Genomic DNA, 22,190 nt, shown 5'->3' with positions numbered 1-22,190 from the left:
TCTACATGTGCGGGATGCTCTTTTGATTAACGTGCAGGATTATTTTACAGATAATTTCAGCTGATTGGCTGATGCATTATAGCTCCAGGTAAGAGCAGGGAACTTCTTGGCGAACGCACTTACATCAATCAGAGTTTCATTGTCCTTGGATACCGCCTCTTTGGAGGCAATTGTAAATCCGAAGACTTTGCCGGCTCCGTTCGTAAATACGGCCTTCTTGTTCTTGGAATCCCAGGTAATATCGCTTTCCACGAGTGCAGCGAGTACGCGTGCTGATGCGTATACTTTGTTATTCTGCTTCAGCAGACCCAGATTTCCGGCAAAAGCAAGGCCGTTAACGTCCAGAATGTGGTTATCGCCAGCCAGTGTAATTGTGGTCAATCCGGCGATCCGCAGAGCGGTAACCAGCTGTGCTGTTTTACTGCCTTGAATCTCAATGTCAGGAGCTAGCCCAATGTGATTAAAATCTTCTTTATTCGGTGTCAGGTACTTCATCGTAGTCAGCTTAAGCATATCGCCGTTGGATACAGGCAGGAGACTCTGAATACGGGCTTTGCCGTAGGAGCGTGTACCAACGATGGTCGCCAGCTTGTTGTCACGCAGGGCGCCGGTCAGTGCTTCTGAAGCACTGGCTGTGTACTCGTTGGTCAGGACAACTACAGGCACGCCGATCTTGGTTCCGGACGTAATGGTAACCGGTGTAAGTGCACCGCTCTGGTCAGAGGTGTACATCATGATGCCGGAATCCATAAACATGGAAGCAATGTTATATGCGGAGTCCATGTAGCCGCCAGTATTGTCGCGGAGGTCGAGAACCAGCGATTTCATACCTGCAGTCCGCATATTGGCCAGCACCTTGGCAAACTCCTCGTCAGCGCTCTGGCTGAAGCCGGTAAGGGCAATATAGGCTGTATTCCCGCCGATAATCTGTCCTGTGACCGAGGCGCTGGTAATGGCATTTCTCGTTACGACGATCGTTTTGCTGGCCCCGTTTCTGCTGATCAGAAGGGTAACCTTCGTTCCGGCAGCTCCGGCGAGCTCATCGCCCGAAGTGTCGCTGATTGCAACACCGTTGATCTTCACAATCGTGTCGCCACGCTTCAGACCCGCCTGTTCAGCCGGAGATCCGGCCAGAACCTCTTCGATATAAAGCTCCTTGGAGGAAGGGATGTACATCATTCTGATGCCGATTCCTACATACTCCAGATCCACCTGATGCTCAAATTCTGCAGCTTCTTCTTTGGTAAAGTAGGTGCTGTAGGGATCTTCCAGCGTATTGACCATCCCGTCAATCGCGCCGCGGATCAGTGTGTCCCGGTCAACGCCTTCCACGTTGTAAGCTTCAAGATACTGCATAATTTCGTTGATCAGATCCAAATTAGAGGCGTCTTGCGTATTTTCCGCCGCCTGGGCTGCCGGTGAGAACAGGAGTGACATGGCCAGACAGCCGCTCACCACAGCAGAGATTAATTTTGCCGGTTTCATAAAATAGATGCACCCTTTGAAGTTATTTATTGGCGCTGCGCCGAGTAACTAGTCGAGATAGTAGAAATCATCAATTGTCCAGCCGCCGGTCTCTGTCTGATAGAAGATGAACAGCATAGGCTGCTCTACGCTTTCCCCTGTTTTGTCTTCCTTGACCGTGGTTTCTGCATAGACTGCCGCTTCACCTGCAGCAGCATCGTAATAATAAATATTGGAATTGTTCAAAGTGTATCTCAGGTCCAGCTGCTTAAAGAATTCCTGGAGGGCTTCCTTTTTGGCCGCATCGTATTCTTCCCCGTAAGAGGACATCAGGGCCAATGTGGCATCGACATTCTCCGCGGTCATAGCCTGGAAGTACTTGGAGAGGTTATCCTTGATAAGGGCTGCATGTCCCTGGGCAATATCTGTGGTTTTCATGGCCTGCTCTTTGGTTAACAGTACAGTATTGTCCTGATTGGTGATTTCGGATATTTTCCAGGATCCGTTGTTGACGCGTACAAGACTGTACAGATATTCGTTGCGCTCGTCAGGGAGATAATATCCGCCGGCCCGGACATCCTTTTCGACTGTGTAAGCTGTAGCTTCATCGCCTTGGACATTAAGCACCTTGAGGGTTTCGATCGTTGTTCTCATGTCATAATTCTTGAAGAAATAATTGAGTGAGGTAACCTCGTCACTAAAGCTGTCTGCATCATCAATAAGGTTGTAGTAGCTGACGGCTTTCTCTTCATTGTAATACTGGATCGCCTGTCTGATCAGCGCTGTAATCGCCTGCTCGTCGTCTGCTGCGGTGGATACGGCAGTTGTGATCTGCACACTTCTGCTGGAAGCATCCCAGACTGCGGAGCCTCCGGTTGCCTCAGCTACAAAGCGGAGCGGAATGTAGGTCGTGCCGTTACTGGATACAGGGGCGACTGTCAGTTTCTTGACTGTGCCGTTAACGGTGGCCAGCTTACTGCCGATCTTCAGGGTAATCGTAAGAGTATCGCTTGTTCCGGTTACAGTACCGGTTGAGGCATCCCACAGCACCTGCATTCCAAGCTTTTCGAAAACAACCCGGAAAGGCACCAGCACGGAGTTGTTGTCCAGGTAAGGGGTACCTGCCGGGAAGGTAAGATTAGTCCCGTTAACATACACGGAAATAGGTTTTTCTGCTGCAAATGCAGGAACCGAAAGGGCGAGAGCCAGCAGACTGGTCCCAAGTATAGCAGATAATTTTTTCAACAATAATGTTCTCTCCTTTGTGAGCTGCTAACTCTATGTAAAATAGGTTCATTATACCATTCGATTTTTCTCTCTGTCTACCAATTCGTGTCAATAATACTAGAAAACATTGTAAAAAATCCGGCACATAAAAAAGCCGGGATTGCTGTTGTTTTCCCGGCTGTTCAAATCATGGTGAAATCAGCTGCTCTAGATCAGAAAAGCTTCACGACCCGGTTCCAGAAAGGGAAGGGCCGGTATCTGGCAAAGCTGATTTTTTTGTCTGATACCTGGCAGCGGACGGAAATCAGATCATCAACGGGAATGTTGATGTGGTCGACCGTCAGCAGCAGGCGCTGATTCTTGCGCGAGTAAATGTCGCAGTGATGGTGCTTGGGCAGCAGAAGCGGCGAGCCCATCGTGCGGAACACGCGGTTGTTGATGGAGGCGATCTCGGAAATCTGCAGCGCATCAATCGAAGGATGCATCATGGCGCCGCCAAGGCTCTTATTATAGGCTGTGCTGCCTGACGGTGTGGAGACGCAAAGACCGTCGCCGCGGAACATCTCGAAGTTATCGTCATTGATGTCCACCTGGATGACCACTGTCCCGTCAACACCCTTAAGCGTGAATTCATTCAGTGCAATATGGGAAGTGGAACCCGATTTCTTATGGATCTCCAGTTCAAGCAGCGGATACCGCACGATACGCGGCTTGTGGGGCGGGAGGTCCGTGGTTCCGCACATATGGTCGATCAGAGCGGGCAGCTCTTCTGCCTGCCAGTCGGCATAAAACCCCAGATGTCCGGTATGCACGCCTACAAAAGCGAGATTTGGAATCTGGTCAATAAAGGTGTGAAAAGCATGCAGCATGGTTCCGTCTCCGCCAATCGAAATGACGATTTCCGGGGACTCGGCATCCAGAACGAGGCTGCGCTCCGCCGCCAGCTTGTGAAATTGCTCCGCAAGTTTGATGGACAATTCGTCTCCGCGGTCCAGAACATAATATCTCAAGATGTACAGGCTCCTTTGTATGTTTCAGTCATACAACGATCATAATCAATCTTGAACTGGAACACAATATAAGGGCCTGCAAAGAATCACAGCCGGCGGTGCGAAGGATCACGCCAAGGGACGCTCAAGAGTCAGGGCTGCTGCAGGCGCCGAGCGAAGCCCCGGAGCAGCCAGACCAGCAGAGACAGCACCAGGGCGGCTCCCAGCAGCAGGCCAAGCAGGACAAGACTGGCCGCAAAGGCCGGTCCCGGTGCTGACGTTAACCCGTCAGCCGCCGGCAATGCGCTGAAGCCCGCGGAGAGCCCAGAGCCGGTGACAGGCTTCCAGAGCACCAGCAGCAGAACCGCTGACAGCAGGCCATGGACGAGTCTCGCAGCCAGGAAGGGCACATAGCGCAGTCCGGTGCCGTTCAGAATGCTTGCCACCTGTGCATGAACGGACAACCCTCCCCAGGAAAGGATGAATGCGGCGGCTGAGGCCTTGAACTGCAATGGGATAGAGGAGGCCGCTTCACCGGCGGAGCGTGCGCCGATCGTAACCTCAAAGAACCCGCTGGCGAGCGCCGCCGACAGCTGCTGAGGAAAACCGGCCAGGGACAGTACCCCGCCCAGCACACTGAACAAGGCGGACATAATCCCTGCACGGGTCAGCAGCTCCATCAGGACATTAAAGAATACAACCAGTCCGCCGACAACAATAATCAGCTGCAGCGAGGACTGGATGGCACCCTTCAGGAGCTCCCCGAAGCTCCGCCCGTCCCTGCGCCGGGCTTCGGCCATGGAGCTCAGCGCCAGGCGGAGCCTTCCCCGGGGCTGTAGAGATTCCGCCTTATGGGCTGCTGCCAGCGGAGGGTCAGCGTACTTGTCTCCTCGTCCGTGGAATGACATCAGTAGTCCGACAATCAAGCCGCCGCCGTAATGGGCGAGCGCCAGCACCAGTCCTAGAGAGGCGTCATGGAAAAAGCCGACGGATACAGCCCCCAGCAGGAAAATCGGGTCCGAGGAAGTGGTGAAGGCAACCAGACGCTCCCCTTCGGCCCGGCTGACCAGCTGCTGCTCGCGCAGCTTGGCGGTTAATTTGGCGCCGACGGGATACCCTGAGACATAACCCATCGCCGCTACAAATCCGCCGCTGCCGGGGATATTGAACAGCGGGCGCATCAGCGGGTCCAGCAGTGCCCCGAACAGATGAACGACCCCGAAGCCCAGCAGCATTTCGGAAATGACGAAGAATGGAAACAGCGACGGAAAGAGCACGTCCCACCAGATGGCCAGCCCGCGAAGGGCAGCAGCAAGTGTGCCGGCAGGGAATACGAGCATCAGCACCATACAGCCGGCCAGAGCAAGGCCCAGAAGCGGGCCGCCAAGCTTTTTACGAGTCATCAGCAACGCCTCCCGGTCTATGATTAGTTGTATGCGGAAAGCAGGACAAACAGCACAAAAAAAACCAGAAAGCGTTTGCAATAACTTGTGATTTTCAGCCCCGGTTATGGTATTATAAAAAAGAATAAACGCACGCCTTATATCAATAATTAGGGATGGAGTGATGGTGATGAGTGTGGTTGCCGGAGTTCTGGTTTGTGCTTTTGTATATGTAATCCGGGTCTCGCTCGTCCCTCCCGGTGATGAGGAGTTCAGGACCTATTAAATAATTTACAGGGCGCTAAACCTAGTTTAGAGCTCTTTTTTTTAAAATATAAGAATTGATATGTTCTACGCTATCAATCATCCTTATATTTCTCGCAGAAACGGTTACCGCCTTCTCTGAAGGACGGCATAGCCGTGTTTACTTGGCATGAGCTTTCTGCTCCGCAAAGTACCTGAATCAGCATTCATGTTAAGACCCCACTTTGTGGGGTTATTTTGTTATAATGAAAAGGACATACACTAAAAAGGAAGAAAGCTGGTAACCTCCATGAATCCAAACCAAAGCCTGTATGACAACCTGGGGGGCGCTGAGGGGCTTCACCGGCTGGTAGAAGTATTTTATGCCAAGGTGCAGCTTCATCCACAGCTCAGCCCGTTATTCCCTGCTGATATTACTCCTGTTATGGAGAAGCAGTTTCAATTTCTAAGCCAGTTTTTTGGCGGGCCTGCGTTATTTTCGGAGCAACATGGACATCCGATGATGAGAGCCAGGCATATGCATGTCCCTATCACACCCGAGCGGGCGGAGGAATGGCTGGACTGCATGAAAGAAGCGCTGGAAGAGTCCGGGGTCAGCGAGCCGCTCCGCTCCGCCGTGCTGAACCGTCTTTCCGGACCCGCACATCATTTTGTCAATATGCCCGAGGAATAAAGAGCTGCTGATGGTGAAAGGATGAGGGCATTTGTCGGAATTAATCCCCCTGTATTCAATAAAAGTAATCTGTATTCACTGTGAAAATGAATTTTCTACCTCAAGGGTGCGTCCGAGCCTGAAGCGGGCCATCCGCCGGGATGCTGATTTCTGCTCCTACTATAAAGACGAGAATCCGGACTATTATGTGGTACGCATCTGTCCGAACTGCGGGTTCGCTTCTACCGAGAATTCAGCTGATAAGCTGGCCGACTGGCAGAAGAAGGCTTTTAAGGAGCAGGTGGCAAGCCGTTGGCAGTCCCGTGATTTCGGCGGGAAACGCAGCTGGGAGACTGCCCTCGAAACATACAAGCTTGCACTGATCTGCAGCCAGTGTATCAACGATAAATCGCGGATTATCGCCAGCCACCTGCATCATATCGCCTGGATGTACCGTTACAAAGGAGATACAGAGCAGGAGCAGCGATTCCTGCGCTACTCGCTTGATGAATACATTAAAGTGTTTGAAAATGACGGGATGGGTGGCAATGATGCGAGGCTGATGTTCCTTATCGGCGAGTTGAACCGCCGTGTAGGCGAGTATAACAAAGCTGTAAGATGGTTTTCGCGCCTGATTAACGACCAGAGGATTATGGATGCCGCAATGATCCGGTCGGCCCGTGAGCAGTGGGCCCTGCTGCGGGAGCAGATGCGCGGGGAGGATGCTGAACCGGACGGAATGCCGGAAGGTGCGAATCTGTAATGCTTAGGAGAACGGCGCTATAACGGGCATAAATAAAGCGCAATACAGGATTCCCTGTTTGCGCTTTATCCCCAGTGCTAGACTGCGGTTCTGCCCAACCGGTCAGCGGACGGCACGGTCGAACAGCAGGTAATCGGCATCATTGTCGATTACCGTCGGGCTTGTGCTGCAGCAGGGGAACACCAGGAGCTTTTTTTTGCCGTCGCGCACAAGCTGCAGTTCCTTTGGTTTCATCGGCAAAAGCACGTTCTCCTTGCTGCAGAACGGACAGGTCTGTACATACAAGTCCCCGTAGATAATGTCATAAGGCCAGGTATGGCTGAACGGAATCATTCCTGTTCCTTCTCAGGCAGACTTTCAGTACCGGCGGTCTCGCTCTGTTTCTTGGATAATTCGGCAATTTTCTGCAGCAAAATATGTTGAGGCATATGCATCAAGTGTTCCAGGGGAACGCCGAGCTGTTTCGACAAGGTAATGGCCGTTTCCGGCGAAATTTGCAGTGGCTTCATGTTGCAGCCCTCCTTAAAAAATGTGATGAACTGCTCCTTTTCGTATTCACTTTACCATGGCTCAGAGTCAAATACAAAGAAAACCCAATATGTGCAAAGGATTGGTGAAGCTATGAAACAACCTATCTCAGTAACCTGGAATCTGGACTCCATTTTTCCGGGGGGATCCTCCTCCGCCGAGTTCGCAGACTTCCTGAATAAGCTCGAAAGCGATATCGCTGCTCTGAGTGAGCAGGTTAACAGTGCTGTATTTCCTGTCAATGCCTACGATACGGCTGCCCTGGATGGCGTGATCGAACTGCTGCAGAGCTGCGCCGCACGTCTGACCCAGGCCTCGGAATTCGCCGGCTGTCTGGGCGCCCAGAACCAGCAGGATAAGGGGGCTGTCCGCCTGTCTGCCAAGGTGACAGGACTCCGTGCCGGGTTCGAAGGCATCAGCTCCCGGTTTGACAGCATCCTGCGCCAGACCTCTGATGAGGTATGGGCACAGTGGATGTCCCGCCCCGAGATTGCCCCGCTTACGTTTGTGCTCAGTGAACGCCGCGCCCAGGCCCGTGAGAAGATGAGCCCCGAGCTGGAAAGTCTTGCTCTTGAACTGGCCGTCGACGGATATCACGGCTGGAGCGAGCATTACGAGACTATTGTCGGCGCAATTGAAATCCCTTTTGAAGACAAGGACGGAACCAAGCTGCTGTCTGTCGGCCAGGCGTTCAACAAGCTGAGTGATGATGATGCCGGTGTCCGTGAAGCCATGTTCCGGAAATGGGAGACAGCATGGACAGCTGCCGAAGATTATAGTGCCGATACATTAAATCATCTGGCCGGCTTCCGCCTGAAGCTGTACAAGGGACGCGGCTGGGAGGATGTGCTCAAGGAGCCTCTTGCCATCAACCGCATGTCGCGGGCTACACTTGATATGATGTGGGAAGTTATCACCAGAAATAAGCCGGCGCTTGTTTCCTACCTGCAGCGTAAAGCCAAGGTTCTCGGCAAGGATTCACTGTCCTGGGTTGATGTGGATGCACCAGTCGGCAAATCCTCCGGCAAAATTCCTTACGAAACGGCAGCACAAGACATTGTGACGCAATTCCGCAAATTTAGTCCGAAGCTGGCTGATTTTGCCGAACTGGCTTTCGACAATGACTGGATTGAGGTCGAAGACCGTCCGGCCAAGCGTCCGGGCGGATTCTGCGTATCGTTTCCTGAGAGCAAGGAATCGCGAATCTTTATGACATACAGCGGCACACCCTCCAACGTGTCGACACTGGCACATGAGCTGGGCCATGCTTACCATTCCTACCTGCTGGATGATCAGCCCTTCTTCAACCAAAATTACGCTATGAATGTTGCGGAGACAGCCTCCACCTTTGCAGAAGTAATTGTAGCTGACGCCCAGGTTAAGGCTTCTTCTGATGCTGATGAAAAGCTGGCTCTGCTTGAAGCGAAAATTCAGAACAGCGTAGCTTTCTTTATGAATATCCATGCACGTTTCCTGTTCGAAACCCGTTTCTACGAGAAACGCAAGGAGGGTCTCGTCAACGCTGAGGAGCTGTCGGTGCTGATGGAAGAAGCGCAGAAAGAAGCATTCTGCGGCGTGCTGTCTGAATATCACCCGCATTTCTGGGCTTCAAAGCTGCATTTCTACATTACGGATGTTCCGTTCTACAACTTCCCGTATACAGTAGGTTATATGTTCAGCACTGGCCTATACCGTCTGGCTCTGCAGGAAGGACCGTCGTTCGCAGATAAATATGACAGCCTGCTGCGGGATACCGGGGTGATGACGCTGGAGGATCTGGTCATGAAACACCTTGGAGTCGATCTCACGAAGCCTGATTTCTGGCAGGGAGCGGTAGATCTTATCGTGGAGGATATCAACGAATTCCTGCGTCTGACTGAACAATTTGCTTGAATGTTTGTCAAAAATGAGACAAATCATAATATTGCAGAATGAATAGTACTGTTTAATGTACGTGTGAATGCGCAAAAGCCTCTTTTTAGAGGCTTTTTTTATATGGAAAGTTGTCGAAATTGGTCGTTATTTAGAGTTATATTCAAAAATTACATTGTGAACTGCGCATACTTAGGAATATTAACCCAATTATGTTGAATAATGTTGAAGCTCTGAAAACTGTGTCCTATAATGAGCCTAAAGCCTTATATAAGGCCTGCTAGGCACAAATGTGAAGATGAAAATGCATGTAAAAACGGAGAACTAAACGAATCAGGCGCTTTTAAAATGAATTTTGTCGAAGAGTGTTTTGTCGAAGACCAATCAGGAAGCTATGCTAACAAAACTAAGCGTATGCTTTCGGAGCGAGTTTTGTCGAAGACCAATCAGGAAGCTATGCTAACAAAACTTTTAGGGGGAACAATATGCTACGGACGGAACAATTATCTCTGGCAAGACAGGTGGATTTGGTATTCAAGGAACTGCAGGAGGAATTGTCCGGGCTAAGCTCAGGTACTGTGTTCATGCAGATCAGAAATAATGTCATCGGAAAGTTTGGTATCCGCCATAATCCCATGTCCGGCCGCTGCGGCAGCTTCAATGAAGAGCAGAACGGGTTAACCTCTGCCCAGCAATCCTCCTTTCGCCTTATGGCGCTGGAGAGCCTGAAATATAAACGCCGCTGGACGCATGGTGAAATCAGCTATGAATTTGCTGTCCGCCAGGGCATGGTGGCGGTTGACGCGGTACTGGAGTCCAACTACAATATGGCAAATCTGATGATCCGGGCTCCGCGGGGTTCGCACACCGGCGAAATTGCCGACAAGTACTTAGGCTGAGCCATACATAGTGCCTGCAACAGAATCATCAAAAAGCCCGCCCGCGCTCCGGCATGAAGCGCAGACGGGCTGATAACCAGCCCGGCAGGGAATGAACCCTGCCGGATAAATCCGTTTAAAATTAGATACTACGCACGACCGGACAGTTGTTGCTCAGCCAGTTGTACCAGACGTTTTGTGATGTAACCTCCCAAAGAACCGGTTTCGCGGGAAGTGTAGTTACCGTAGTAACCATCTTGAGGAATCGTTACGCCAAGCTCCTGTGCTGCTTCGTATTTCAACTGCTGCAGCGCTGCATTCGCTTGTGGAACGACCAGGTTATTAGAACGGCTTCCACGACCTTGTTGACCTGCTTGACCCATGTTTGTCACCTCCTTCGTCCGTTGTGAAGATAGTATGGGCGCGGAGAGGAGAATTCATGCACGGAATCAGAAGTTTTTAAGGCTGGAAATTATATGAAAATCAGAGTGTGGGATAAAGGATTTCAAGTGTGCTCGGCAGGGTCAGGGTTTCACCGGGATTCAGGGTGATCAGCCCTGTGAAAGAAGCATCCCGGTCAAGATTAGGCGCATCCGGCAGCCAGGTATACGGCTCGGCACACAGGTACTGCTCGGCCAGTCCTTTGGTGTAGATGACCCAATGGCGGAAATAGTCCTTATCTGCTGTATAACGGATGCCGTATCCGTCATTACGCATCAGCAGGGCTTCGGAAGGCTGCTGAACGCTTGTTCTAAGCACGGTGTCCAGATTCTTGCCGGCAAGGCTCATACCATGATGCAGGGAGTCCAGCTCACCCAGAGGAAGCAGATTGCCGCTGGGAAGAAGCTCATCATTCAGCTCATAGATGCCTTCTGCAGGCAAAGTCAGCTTCCAGCTCTGCGGCTGTCCGTCAATCATGAACCAGGTGTGGTAGCCGATCCCGAAAGGAATGCTCGTGTCTCCTAAATGAGTGACCTTCAGCGTCTGCTGCAGTCTGGCATCCTGCAGCCGGAATGTCATCTCCAGACGTAGCGGAACAGGGAACTGTGCCATCCAGTTGTCATCGTCAGCGGTATTAAATTCAGTCGTGACCGCACAGCCGTCCTCATCTTCTTCAATGTCGCTGACACACCAGGATTGGGTCCGGTGCAGGCCATGAATGTGATGGTCTCCTGCCGAGTTCTGCTCGAACTGATAGCTTGCATCACCGAACCGGAACTGCCCCTTGCGTATACGTCCTGGAGGAACTAACAGCGGGATGCCGAAATGGTAGGGCTTCTGCATATAAAAAGCCAAGTCGCTTTCATCAGGCGTGCGCAGGATATGCCGCTCTTCCTTACGGTCCCATAAGGAAATCACGTTGTTCCCCAGACGCGGCAAAAGCGTGACTTCCAGTTCACGGCTATGCAAAATGTAGGTATCATAACCGCCCCACTGTCCTTTGGTCACCTGTTTCATAAGAGATATGCTCCTTTAATTTACTTGATTGCATAGAACACGAATATCTTTATCATAACAGATTTAGGCAGGAGTAGTTAAGCGATTTGACAACATCCGGGGTTCGCTCTATGATGAATGCATTAAGAATTGATTACAATGTGATGACAGGGACAAGTAAGCAGAAAGTGAGCCTTCAGAAAACCGGTGGTTGATGCGAACCGGCAGGACACTCCTGGCCGAATGGACCCTTGAGCGCCGCGTTTGAACAGGCTGCAGGCCTTAGTAGACCGGACGGCTCTTCCCCGTTACCGGAAGCTAAGGCTGATTTGTGCATTGTTCCTGCCGGGACTCCCAATCAGCGAATAAGGGTGGCACCACGGTCTCACGTCCCTTGCGGATGTGGGGCCTTTTTGCGTTCGCGTAAATAGGAATTAATGAATGGAGGAAATCATTAACATGGCTAAAAAAGTATTGTCGGGCATTCAGCCCAGCGGTTCCCTGACCCTCGGTAACTATATTGGCGCGATCAAAAATTTCGTGAAGCTGCAGCAGGAGCATGAATGCTTCTTTATGGTGGTGGATCTGCACGCTATTACAGTGGCCCAGGATCCTGCGGCGCTGCGGGAGAACTCGCAATCCGTTGCAGCACTTTATCTTGCAGCAGGGATAGACCCGAAAATTTCCAACGTGTACATGCAGTCACATGTACCCCAGCACGCAGAGCTGGGCTGGATTCTCACTACACTGACCGCTATGGGCGAACTGGAACGGATGACACAGTTCAAAGACAAATCCTCCGGCAAAGATTCGGTAGGCGCAGGGCTGTTCGTATACCCGTCACTGATGGCGGCAGACATTCTGGTCTACAATGCTGATCTGGTACCTGTAGGAGAAGACCAGAAGCAGCATCTGGAGCTGACCCGTGATCTGGCCGGACGCTTTAATCACCGGTTCGGTGATTTCTTCACTATTCCTGCCCCGTATATTCCGGAAGTAGGCGCCCGGATTATGTCGCTGGACGATGCAAGCAAAAAGATGAGCAAGAGCAATCCCAATGCAGGGAGCTACATTGCACTGCTGGATCCGCCGGATGTTATCCGCAAGAAAATCAGCCGCGCGACTACCGATTCGGGGCGTGAAGTGGTGTACGATCCGGCGAACAAGCCGGAAATCAGCAATCTGATGAGCATTTATGCAGAGTGCTCCGGCCTGAGCCTGCAGCAGATTGCCGACCAATATGAAGGGCAGATGTACGGGGGCTTCAAAAAGAATCTGGGTGAGGTGCTGGTGGCTACACTGGAGCCGCTGCAGCAGCGGTATCATGAAATCCGCAGCTCGGGTATGCTGGATGATATTCTGGCCCAGGGCGCAGAACGTGCCCGCAGCGTAGCCTCCCAGACACTCACTGAAGTGAAGGAGCGGATGGGCTTCCTGCCCTACCGTTAAGAGGAACGCTGTGCTGCGGCTTCCGCTTTGCGTCTCAGTCTCGCTTTGAGGATAAATCCCCAGCCGATGTTAAGAATGCAGAGCAGGCCCAGCAGCAGCGCCAGCCAGATATTGTAGCTGATGCAGATAGAAGCAGCTGTAAGAATCAGTATTGAAGAAGTTGCGAACCATAGTGACAGACCTTTACCCATATCAGCCAGCCTTCCTTTCTGTAATAGCGGGTTAATCAGTCCTGCCGGCTTCAGCCGTGCAGGACTTTTTGTGTCTAAAAGCAGGGAATATTTTCAAAGATGAAGAATTGCTACTGAAAACGCTTTATGGAGATTGTGCCCCATGCGGCTGCGGGCGTCAAGAGGGGGAATACCTGGGGCTTACGCCAAACAGGCAGGACGGTTATTCCCTGACTGCGGGAAATTGCCGTCCTGCCTGTTGCTGCTGATGGCATAAAGGCTAGAGCTTCATCGAACCTGGATCAATGGCGAACCGTTCATCCAGCTTTTCGCTGCTGAGCCAGCCGACATAAGTGTTGAGCACATGATATTCGCTGTCCATAGCCAGCACTGCCACGAAAGGGAATTGCTTGCGGTGTAAATAACGCACATCTCCCCAGCGTACAATATAACCGGAGGGAAGCTCCTCGACTTCGGCCACGGCATAGGAGGTAAAATACAGAAAGGCCTGAACATCCGGATGTGACTTGGAGTGCTCTACCGCAGGATGGTTGGAGCATACAGCGTGCTTGAACCATTCCAGCCTTCCGCCGTTTAGCACGCCTACATTATAACTGCCGTCTGTCTTGGCTTTGACCACATTCCAGCGCGTAGGCGAGATTGAAGGGATGACAATGTAGCGGTCTCCCGGATCATGATGCATATCCTTGTTTTTGATATGGTGTGTAATCCGGGCATGCACAACCGTTCTCCAGACGTAGTAAGCTGCTACGCAGATATACAGGATGGTGAACAGCGGAGCCGGAGGTACGATGCCGCTGATCCAGAGTATAATCGCCGCTGCGTGGCTGCCGAAGATAAACGGATCAAAAATATGGATAATGTTCCAGGCGATCCACTTCTCGGTGAACGGCCGGGCGGCCTGTGTACCGTAGGTGTTGAACAGATCCGAAAAGACATGGACGGCAACACCGATAAAGCTCCAGAGAGCGATATGACTTAATGCCTGCAGGTCTGTAAGGCCGAATAACGGGCCGATGACTATGGTAATCAGAGCCGGCCACAAGAGCAGAAAGGGCAGGGAATGGGTAATCCCCCGGTGGTTGCGGATATACACGGCATTATTCTTGAGGCGCAGCGCCGTGTCGGCATCCGGGGCTTGAGAAGCCAGTACAGTGGCGATCATGACAGCTCCTGCCAGGGACGGCTGCGAGGCCACGACAGGATCAACGAAAGAAAGTCCGGCAAGTCCTAGGCCCATTACAAAATGTGTTGCTGTATCCATTGGTCAGATCTCCTTTGTACGGAAGTTCTCTATTAATAACTACCCATTTTTAAGCTGACTTATTTAGACGGACGGTAAATAAATAAAGTCACGTAATTGTCGAATTGATGAACATCCAGGCCAATGATTGTCAAAGTCTTTTGCGGTTTGATATGATAAAGTTAACAGCGGAGTGAATATTTTTCTCAATTGAGAACGATGTAAAATGATCGGAAGCTCCGATAGAACGCTTAGAAGTCCCTTAGAAGGAGGAACGCCACACGTGGACAATCAATTGAGATATCAAGCTTCTACCGATTCCGCAGCAGCAAAAGCCAAATCACCCCCGGAGGGTGCCGGCTGGCGTGATTTTATTACAGTAACGAAGCCAGGCATTATCCGTTCCAACCTGATCGCTGCCTTTGCAGGCTACTGGGTGGCTTCCGGATGGGATGTGCAGTACGGGAGATTAATCCTGACCCTCCTGGGAACCATGCTGGTGATGGCCTCGGCCTGTGTATTCAACAACTATTTCGACCGTGATCTGGATATGAAAATGGAACGCACACGCGAGCGCGGTCTGCCGACCGGCAGGCTGAAGCCTAACGTAGTGCTGATGTACGCCATCGTGCTCGGTATAGCCGGTCTGGCTGTACTGTTTGCCTTCTGCGGCGTTTTGGCCGGATTGTTCGGCATTGTCGGTATGTTCGTGTATGTAGTCGTCTACACACTCTGGCTCAAAAGGACTTCGACCTGGAGTACTTCGGTCGGCGCCATCTCCGGGGCAATGCCGCCGGTTATCGGATATGTTGCCGTTACAGGTACGGTTGATCTTGGGGCCTGGCTGCTGTTCGCCATGCTCTTCCTGTGGCAGCCGCCCCATTTCTGGGCTCTGGGCATCCGCCGCAAAGAGGAGTACAGGGCCGCAGGCTTTCCGCTGCTCCCGGTTGTCAAGGGAGTACGGCGCACCAAGTTCCAGATGATCCCTTACGTGGCGCTGCTGCTGCCTGTACCGGTGCTGATGTATGCATACGATTATGCAGGGATTTTCTATCTCGTTATATCGCTCGGCTTGTCTGTAGCTTGGCTCTATCTGACTATAATCGGCTTCAAGGCCAAGGATGATGATGCCTGGGCCAAGAAAAATTTCTTTTTCTCCATTAATTACCTCACTGTCAGTCTGATCGCGCTTGTATTGAATACAATCCACGGTTAAGAGGGGAGAGAAGCCTGTGCAAACCTTGAAACGCTACAAATGGACCTGGCTGCTGCTGCTGATTGCCCTGTGTCTGGCGGCTTTTCTGGCAGTCAACTCAATGGGCCTGGCCAAAAGCAAGCTGCCGGTCATCGGGGAAGTACAGGACTTCTCTCTGGAGAATGTGGACGGTAAGCAGATTACGCTGGCCGATACGGAAGGGAAAGCCCGGCTGGTCTATTTCTTTTTCACAGAATGTCCGGATGTATGTCCGATTACCACGTATATGCTGTCTGAAACCCAGGACTTGCTGGTCAAGGACGGCAGCTTCGGTAAGGATACAGCGTTTGTCTCGATCTCCTTCGATCCGGAAAAAGATACTCGCGAAGCCATCAGGACGTTCGCTGACCGCTTTCACGCAAATTATGACGGCTGGTATTTTCTGCGGGGGGATCAGGAGCAGGTGCGCAAGCTGGCGGCAGACTCCTTCAAGGTTCTCATATACGGAGACAATAAGGATAACTTTGCCCATGCCAATCTGATCGGCCTGGTCGACCGGAACAATCAGCTCCGCGGCCTCTACGATGCCGGGGATACGGAGAATGTAACACCTGAATTCCTTGCGGATTCCCTGAAGAAGCTGGCCCGTGAATAATACGTATTCTGCACAAAAGAAGCCTTGTCCGGTTCCGCTGCTGTCTGCGGATCTGAACAAGGCTTCTTCATGTATTACCGCTCCAGAAAAGGTAGCGGCTGCGGATAGATAATAAACTCTTCAAGGCCCGCTTTTTCGAGCTGGGTAATGCTGTATTCATCCGGCGTGCCCTCGACACCGGCATAACCTCTGCGGGTATAGATATGAACGGCGTCCGGAAAGGCATCGCGCAGAATGCCGCGGATTTTTTTGCCGGAGCTGTCATTATCCATGTATAGGTATACTTCGCCGTCCCCGATTTTACGCCGCAGTGAATCCAGCTTCAGCGTATTAAGCGTACCAAAGGTGCATAAAATGTCGACCTCGGGGCTAAGCACGCGGCGCAGACGGCTCTTGTCGTTTTTGCCTTCAACAATGATCGTTATGGACATAAGCGGGTCACCTCTGGCTCTGAAATGATCTGAAAAGAGTTGGATGCTTAAGCGGATTAAACATTAATGCAGGTACTTATCTGTTATTTTACCTAAGCTTCGCCATTTTTAACAGCCATATACGACAGAAGTAGAATCATTACCCGGGAAATGTCGTAAAAGAAAGATCACCCGGCGGCGGCCGGGTGATGAAATGACTGATTTTAGCAGCAGTATTGCTCGGACTTTAGCGGCTTTTGTTACACTGCCGGAGTGTTCAGGTGAGGCTGCACCCTGCGGTGTTTTTAAGCTGCTGGACTGTTTAAGCCTGGATGGTATGCGGATCGCAGGCTGTCCCCTTTTGGCGGGAGCAGCAGGATTGCGGTCATCAGCAGCACAAAGGCAATGAAATAAGGAGAGACATATCCGCGAAGCTGTCCGGCGGCAACCGGGCCGGCAAAAGCGCCAAGCGACATGGCAATCGACTGCAGCGAGAAGGTGCGGCCCAGATGGCCGCCGTTGCCCAGACTGATGAAGAGGGAGGCCATGGCCGGGAACAGCACGCCTTTGGCGGCTCCGAGCAGGAACAGGACTGCGCCTGCAGGAATACCTGTAAATGCGGCAAGGGTAAAGAAGCAGAGCGCCATTGCCAGCAAGGCTGCGGCAATGCGGATGCCCGGTGACAGGCGGTTAAGGAACATCAGGCTTAGTGTGGCCAGCGCCCCAAGGCTCATCAGCGAGAGAAGGACTCCAGTGGAGACCATACCGTCCTGCCCCTGCGACAGCGGCAGCTCGAAGAACAGGACACCCTGCGAGCAGGAGATAAAGAAAGGCAGCAGGTAATAGCGCCGGCTGGTTCTTGCTTCCTTGCGGACGGCAAGGGAGGGTTCGGCCGGAGCAGTCATGGTCTTCGGCACACCGGCGCGGACACGCGCAGGCGAATGCTTCGGCACACTGACCAGAGCCATGATTCCGGTGGCAATCAGCAGCCAGCCCAGTGTGCTGAAGGTGCCGGAATAGCCGGCCCGGTGCACAATATAGGCACCGGCTGCGGGAGAAACCACGGAGGCGAGGGTATGGACAATGCCGTGACCGGACATGTATTTACCCTGCGTCGCCGAATCATCCGACAGCGAAGCCAGCAGTGTCATGCAGGCGGGGGAGAGAAAGGCCAGCGCAAAGCCGCTGGCCGCCCGCAGCACGAGCAGGTGCCAGGGAAGCTGGGCGTAAGCCTGCAGCAGCAGCAGTGCGCCGGCTGCTACGAGGCTGAAGACAATGTAGCGCCGGCTGCCGTTCTTGTCGACAAGTACGCCTGCCAGCAGATTGCCTGGCAGATGGGTCAGTGAATACATGCCCATCATCCAGCCGATGAAGGCAGGACCCGCACCGAGTGACATGGCGAACGGGGTCAGAATCGGATACTGGGCATGCAGGTCAAAGAAGGCCAGAAACAGAAACAGATACAGCCACAGTGCGGTTTTCAAGGTCTACACCTCCGGTAGGGCCGGTCATGAGCCCGGAAGGCTATGCCGGTTTTCTTTTTAACAGCGGAAATCGGACGACAGCAGGCGGCAGCTTGCAGTATAGCCTACTTGTACTTTACGTGTGCATCAGGGGGCTTATACCATTTTATTCGTCTAACCTGCATACCGGCAGGCAATCATGAATTATATGGGGCATTCATGTATAATAATGAATATGAAATTTTTGATAGGGGTGTTGTGAAATTGATGGATCCGGCAGTATGGTCACAATTTATCAGAGAGAATTGGCTGGTTATTGTTATAGCACTTGTTATTCTGTTTGCCGTAATCAATCTGGTCAAAACGATGCTGAAATGGGCAATCGTCATCGTTATTGTCGCCGGCCTGTTCATTTACAGCGGGGTTACGATGGAACAAATCGGTGATGCCGTAAACAAGGTGGCGGACAGTACGGTAAGCACGCTGAAGAGTGAAGCGCAGGAAGTGATGCTGAGCGAAGCCAAGGAGGCGAAATATACCTCGGGCGGGGACGGCACCTTCACGATTACAACGCCGAATCTTGAGGTGAAGGGCACGGCTGGCGAGGATAAGGTTGAAGTCACTTTCCGGGGTGTCAGTCTTGGAAAGTGGAGCATAACGGATACGACCAAGACCTTTATTGAAGAAGCTCGGAAGAACGGAAATTAGCATCGAGGAGGATGGAAATGCTCGACAGCTGGATAGCAAGCTTAACAGAAGCGAACCTGATCTCAATCCTGCTGCTGCTGGTTGTACTTTTCTCCGTCCTTCAGGGCTGGGTGCGCGGCTTCAGCCGGGCGGCGGGCGGGCTGTTCGGCCTGCTGGGCACGGGGCTACTGACTGCGGCAGCGCTTGTCATTGCCGTTCCGGCAGCGCTGTATTTTTCTCCCGTAGTCCAGGCATGGGCTGCATCGGGCGTGCTGCCGGACAGCAGGCTCAGCGGTTGGCAGCAGCTCTATTATACTGCTGTCTCAGTGCTGGAGGGTTCACCATTGGTGCGGTTTTTCCTGTTGCTGCTGATAGGCTACAGTCTGATCCGCCCGCTGCTTGGCCTGCTGTTCCTGTTTCTGCCCTTCCGTCTTCCAGGGCGGAAGGAGCGGCCGCGTGACCGGAAGATTACCCAGTTCAGCAGGCTAAGCGGTGCGGCTGTCGGCCTAGCCGTAGGTCTGGTGCGCGGTCTTCTGCTGGTCTTCGTCCTTTATCTGGGAGTCGGGCTGAACCCCGACAGCAGCTTTAGCCGTTATGTTGAGTCCTCTCCTATCTATAGCCAGAGCGCGGCGGCGGTATTTGAACCGATTGCCGGTGAGAATGTGCGGAGCAGACTGCCTGTACTGACCAAGGCGGTAGCGGCTGAGATGAATGATATCCTCCGCCGCAAATATGAGGTGATTGATCATGACATCTCGCCGGACATCGGGGAGGCAGCGGCAGATATTGCCGGACAAGCCTCTGATCCCGAGGAAAAGGCCAGGCTGCTGTATGACTGGATTGGTTCGCGGATCGCCTATGATTATGCCAAGGCGGATAATTATGAACAGAACGGGATCTGGCACGAGCAGACGCCGCAGGACACATTCGGTACACGGCTCGGCGTCTGTATTGACTATGCCCGCCTGTATGCCGTTATGGGCCGTTCCCAGGGGCTTCAGGTGCGTGTAGTTACCGGCCGGGGCTATGACGGACAAGGAGGGTACGGAGCTCATGCCTGGAATGAGGTCTATATCCCTGCCAGGGAAGCTTGGATTCCGCTCGACTCCACCTGGGCCTCAAGCGGAGACTGGTTCAACACCAAGGATTTCGGAGAAACGCATATTAAAGAGGACGTACTGTGACAAAGAGGAAGTCAGACCTTGTTATATGGTACAATTCGGGGGAAGTGCTGTTGTACTGTGGCAAGGTTTATTTAAGATGTAAAGGAGTGAAAAACTGTGAGTTTTTTCCGTAAGCAGGCCACCCCGCCGGATGAAAATACTGCGAAGAGCTCGCTCGGCCTACGGATTAACGTGTTTTTTTCAGCACGTTCGTTATTTTCTGCGTCATTATCATCCGTCTTGCCGTTTTACAGTTTGTTGAAGGGCCTACTCTCACCGAAGTGGAAACCAGCCGCGATACCAAAAATGTGCCGCTGGCGGCGATCCGCGGCGTAATCCGGGCAGCCGGGGGCGAGGAGCTTGCTTATTCAACGTCTGTACAGTCGTTATATATTACGCTTACTAAAGAATACACTGCCAAAACCACGGATAAGGCGACTGGAAAAACCACGCTGACCCCGGAGGCCGAGGCCAAAGCCGAAGAACTTGCGGCGCGGCTGGTTGAGGATTTCAATAAATATGGTGACCCCGCCGGACCGCAGCTTACGCAAGAGGATGTCATCGCTTCACTGGACTTATATTTCAAGAAATACTCCGGATTCATGGCCCGCAGAATCAAGGCAGGGCTGACTTCGCAGGAAGTGGCCTACTTTATGGAGCACAAGAATGAATATCCGGGTCTGGAGATTGTCGAGGAGAGCAGCCGGCATTATGACAAAGACACAGTAGCCGTACAGACGATCGGTTACATCAAGCCGTTCAAATCCTCCAGCAGTCTGGATATTTACAAAAATATTCAGGCCGCGATGAAAAAAATAGATGCCGATCCGGGCCTGAGCTATAAAGACGATGAATTTGTCGGATTTGACGGGCTTGAGCTGCAGTATCAGCGCGAGCTGCGCGGCAAAAACGGATATCAGGTCATCTCGGTCAATCCGCAGAATATGGCTGAAAAGGTTGAAGAGGTTGTGCCTCCCGTCAAAGGCAATGACGTCTGGACAACCATCAATAAATCAATTCAAATGAAGACGGAGCAGGCGATCACCGACCAGATCAAATGGCTGCATACCCACTCCGTACAGGGCAAGACACATCCCGATGCACTGACCGGCTACGCGGTGGCGATGGAGGTTGATACCGGAAATATCGTTGCGATGGCGAGCATGCCGGACTATGATACGAATGTATGGACGGCCGAGAAGATGGATACCGAAGTATGGAATGAAATTATGGGTAACTATCAGAACGGGACCATTACACCATACTCCTCGGGCATGTCAGGCCATGAGTTTGGTTCTACGGTGCTGCTGGGCTCCACCATTAAACCGCTGAGTGTGCTCATCGGACTGAATGAAGGCTTTTTTACGACTTCTACCATTTATCAGGACAAAGGGATTGCCTATTTCGGTAAAAATGACAATGCCTCCGTACGCAACGCTTCCGGTCACGTATATGGTACTATGGACCCGGCCAGAGCAATTGAGAAATCATCGAATGCTTTTATGGTCGATATGGTCGGCGAGAAGCTGTGGGAAAAGTATCAGAGCGGCGGGATCGATGTGTGGGATAAATATATGAAGGAATTCGGTCTGGGCGTTTCGACACAGAGCGGACTTCCGCGGGAGTTCCTGGGACAGATCAACTATACCGATACTGAGGCGGCGGGAAGTGCGCAGGCTGCCTTGGTCTATGCTTCCTTCGGGCAGCAGGGACGTTACACTGTGCTCCAGCTTGCCCAATACGCATCTACACTTGCTAATGAAGGCGTGCGGATCAAGCCGCAGCTGGTCAGCAAGATCACCGATTCTGAAGGGAATACCGTTAAGGAATTCCAACGTGAAGTATTAGATGAGGTTACAACCTTTGACAAGTCCTTTTGGAGGGAAATTAAAAAGGGGATGAACAGTGAGGTTTCAGCGTTCTCCGATTTCCCTTACGATTTTGCCCGTAAGACAGGAACCTCGCAGCAGACAGACAGAACGAATACGAACCGGGACAACGGGGTGTTTATTGCTTTTGCCCCGCGGGAAAATCCAAAACTGGCTGTTGCTGTGGTAATTCCGGAGGGTGGATTCGGCTCCAACAGTGCTGCTCCGGTAGCCCGTAAGATTTTTGATGCGTATGACTGGGAATACGGCCTTGACGGCATTCCGAAAAAGACACTGAAATCTGCGGATAGTGATGCAGCTGCAACCGGTGGAACGGATGCTGCAGCTGATACAGATACGGCGGATTCAACGAACTAGGCAATATTAATCAGCCCTTCATGATGAGGGGC

21 protein-coding genes and 1 pseudogene are annotated in these 22,190 nt (G+C 52.1%); 10 read left to right on the top strand and 12 right to left on the bottom strand.

Going from position 1 to position 22,190, the window contains the following annotated elements:
* Window positions 1-39: 39 nt before the first annotated feature.
* From AWJ19_RS20440 to ylbJ, 4 genes are all read right to left on the bottom strand, one after another.
* Window positions 40-1,485, bottom strand: a complete 1,446-nt coding sequence (locus tag AWJ19_RS20440) for a S41 family peptidase (RefSeq protein WP_068726565.1) — start codon at window positions 1,483-1,485, stop codon at window positions 40-42.
* Between the two features lie 48 nt (window positions 1,486-1,533).
* Window positions 1,534-2,709, bottom strand: a complete 1,176-nt coding sequence (locus AWJ19_RS20435) for a copper amine oxidase N-terminal domain-containing protein (RefSeq protein ID WP_157890056.1) — start codon at window positions 2,707-2,709, stop codon at window positions 1,534-1,536.
* A gap of 194 nt (window positions 2,710-2,903) precedes the next feature.
* Entirely contained in the window at window positions 2,904-3,701 is a 798-nt protein-coding gene (locus AWJ19_RS20430) for an NAD kinase (protein ID WP_068726562.1), read from the bottom strand.
* Window positions 3,702-3,832: 131 nt separating this feature from the next.
* Window positions 3,833-5,083: a sporulation integral membrane protein YlbJ gene (ylbJ, locus tag AWJ19_RS20425; RefSeq protein ID WP_068726560.1), complete on the bottom strand. Its 1,251-nt coding sequence runs from the start codon at window positions 5,081-5,083 to the stop codon at window positions 3,833-3,835.
* Between the two features lie 532 nt (window positions 5,084-5,615).
* On the opposite strand from ylbJ, the gene AWJ19_RS20420 reads away from it, so the two are divergent.
* Window positions 5,616-5,999, top strand: a complete 384-nt coding sequence (locus tag AWJ19_RS20420) for a globin (protein WP_068726559.1) — start codon at window positions 5,616-5,618, stop codon at window positions 5,997-5,999.
* A 31-nt stretch (window positions 6,000-6,030) separates the two neighbouring features.
* Entirely contained in the window at window positions 6,031-6,741 is a 711-nt protein-coding gene (locus tag AWJ19_RS20415; RefSeq protein ID WP_068726557.1) for a DUF2225 domain-containing protein, read from the top strand.
* Window positions 6,742-6,843: 102 nt separating this feature from the next.
* On the opposite strand, the gene AWJ19_RS20410 is transcribed toward AWJ19_RS20415, so the two are convergent.
* Together AWJ19_RS20410 and AWJ19_RS20405 are read right to left on the bottom strand one after the other, a co-directional pair.
* On the bottom strand, window positions 6,844-7,074 hold the full coding sequence (locus AWJ19_RS20410; protein WP_068726555.1) for a hypothetical protein: 231 nt from the start codon (window positions 7,072-7,074) through the stop codon (window positions 6,844-6,846).
* Complete coding sequence (locus AWJ19_RS20405) at window positions 7,071-7,250, bottom strand: YycC family protein (RefSeq protein WP_068726553.1); 180 nt, start codon at window positions 7,248-7,250, stop codon at window positions 7,071-7,073. Before AWJ19_RS20405 ends, AWJ19_RS20410 begins: the two co-directional genes overlap by 4 nt.
* A 112-nt stretch (window positions 7,251-7,362) precedes the next feature.
* On the opposite strand from AWJ19_RS20405, the gene AWJ19_RS20400 reads away from it, so the two are divergent.
* Together AWJ19_RS20400 and AWJ19_RS20395 are read left to right on the top strand one after the other, a co-directional pair.
* Window positions 7,363-9,162 (top strand): M3 family oligoendopeptidase, encoded by a 1,800-nt coding sequence (locus AWJ19_RS20400; protein ID WP_068726551.1) that lies wholly within the window; start codon window positions 7,363-7,365, stop codon window positions 9,160-9,162.
* Between the two features lie 464 nt (window positions 9,163-9,626).
* Window positions 9,627-10,040, top strand: a complete 414-nt coding sequence (locus AWJ19_RS20395) for an O-methyltransferase (protein WP_068726549.1) — start codon at window positions 9,627-9,629, stop codon at window positions 10,038-10,040.
* A 128-nt stretch (window positions 10,041-10,168) separates the two neighbouring features.
* Here the strand turns inward: AWJ19_RS20395 and AWJ19_RS20390 are convergent, their stop codons facing one another.
* Together AWJ19_RS20390 and AWJ19_RS20385 are read right to left on the bottom strand one after the other, a co-directional pair.
* Window positions 10,169-10,402 (bottom strand): alpha/beta-type small acid-soluble spore protein, encoded by a 234-nt coding sequence (locus tag AWJ19_RS20390; protein WP_068726547.1) that lies wholly within the window; start codon window positions 10,400-10,402, stop codon window positions 10,169-10,171.
* A gap of 100 nt (window positions 10,403-10,502) precedes the next feature.
* Entirely contained in the window at window positions 10,503-11,477 is a 975-nt protein-coding gene (locus AWJ19_RS20385; RefSeq protein ID WP_068726545.1) for an aldose 1-epimerase, read from the bottom strand.
* Between the two features lie 438 nt (window positions 11,478-11,915).
* On the opposite strand from AWJ19_RS20385, the gene trpS reads away from it, so the two are divergent.
* A complete protein-coding gene (gene trpS / locus AWJ19_RS20380; RefSeq protein WP_068726582.1) occupies window positions 11,916-12,905 on the top strand; it encodes a tryptophan--tRNA ligase in 990 nt (329 codons plus the stop codon).
* On the opposite strand, the gene AWJ19_RS20375 is transcribed toward trpS, so the two are convergent.
* Both AWJ19_RS20375 and AWJ19_RS20370 read right to left on the bottom strand, forming a co-directional pair.
* Window positions 12,902-13,096: a hypothetical protein gene (locus tag AWJ19_RS20375; RefSeq protein WP_068726537.1), complete on the bottom strand. Its 195-nt coding sequence runs from the start codon at window positions 13,094-13,096 to the stop codon at window positions 12,902-12,904. The genes trpS and AWJ19_RS20375 overlap by 4 nt on opposite strands.
* Window positions 13,097-13,355: 259 nt before the next feature.
* Entirely contained in the window at window positions 13,356-14,360 is a 1,005-nt protein-coding gene (locus tag AWJ19_RS20370; protein ID WP_068726535.1) for a metal-dependent hydrolase, read from the bottom strand.
* Window positions 14,361-14,622: 262 nt separating this feature from the next.
* On the opposite strand from AWJ19_RS20370, the gene cyoE reads away from it, so the two are divergent.
* Window positions 14,623-15,555, top strand: a complete 933-nt coding sequence (gene cyoE, locus AWJ19_RS20365) for a heme o synthase (protein WP_068726533.1) — start codon at window positions 14,623-14,625, stop codon at window positions 15,553-15,555.
* Window positions 15,556-15,571: 16 nt separating this feature from the next.
* Window positions 15,572-16,189, top strand: a complete 618-nt coding sequence (locus AWJ19_RS20360) for an SCO family protein (RefSeq protein ID WP_068726531.1) — start codon at window positions 15,572-15,574, stop codon at window positions 16,187-16,189.
* A gap of 74 nt (window positions 16,190-16,263) precedes the next feature.
* On the opposite strand, the gene AWJ19_RS20355 is transcribed toward AWJ19_RS20360, so the two are convergent.
* A complete protein-coding gene (locus AWJ19_RS20355) occupies window positions 16,264-16,620 on the bottom strand; it encodes a DNA primase (RefSeq protein WP_068726529.1) in 357 nt (118 codons plus the stop codon).
* Window positions 16,621-16,904: 284 nt separating this feature from the next.
* On the bottom strand, window positions 16,905-18,083 hold the full coding sequence (locus tag AWJ19_RS20350; protein ID WP_068726528.1) for an MFS transporter: 1,179 nt from the start codon (window positions 18,081-18,083) through the stop codon (window positions 16,905-16,907).
* A 246-nt stretch (window positions 18,084-18,329) separates the two neighbouring features.
* Between AWJ19_RS20350 and AWJ19_RS20345 the strand changes: the two genes are divergently transcribed.
* The 3 genes and pseudogenes from AWJ19_RS20345 (at window position 18,330) to AWJ19_RS20335 (ending at window position 22,158) form a co-directional block, all read left to right on the top strand.
* Window positions 18,330-18,770 carry a hypothetical protein gene (locus AWJ19_RS20345; RefSeq protein WP_068726581.1) on the top strand — a complete coding sequence of 147 codons (441 nt, stop codon included), beginning with the start codon at window positions 18,330-18,332 and terminating at the stop codon, window positions 18,768-18,770.
* A gap of 17 nt (window positions 18,771-18,787) precedes the next feature.
* Window positions 18,788-19,933 carry a transglutaminase-like domain-containing protein gene (locus AWJ19_RS20340; protein ID WP_068726526.1) on the top strand — a complete coding sequence of 382 codons (1,146 nt, stop codon included), beginning with the start codon at window positions 18,788-18,790 and terminating at the stop codon, window positions 19,931-19,933.
* A gap of 96 nt (window positions 19,934-20,029) precedes the next feature.
* A pseudogene (locus AWJ19_RS20335) lies at window positions 20,030-22,158 on the top strand (penicillin-binding transpeptidase domain-containing protein).
* Window positions 22,159-22,190 lie beyond the last annotated feature (32 nt).

The organism is Paenibacillus sp. DMB5 (assembly GCF_001517085.1).
In the GTDB taxonomy this organism is placed as follows: Bacteria; Bacillota; Bacilli; order Paenibacillales; family Paenibacillaceae; genus Paenibacillus_AQ.
Note: the sequence above shows the minus strand (reverse complement) of the source record. Positions and strands in the feature narration are given on the sequence as shown.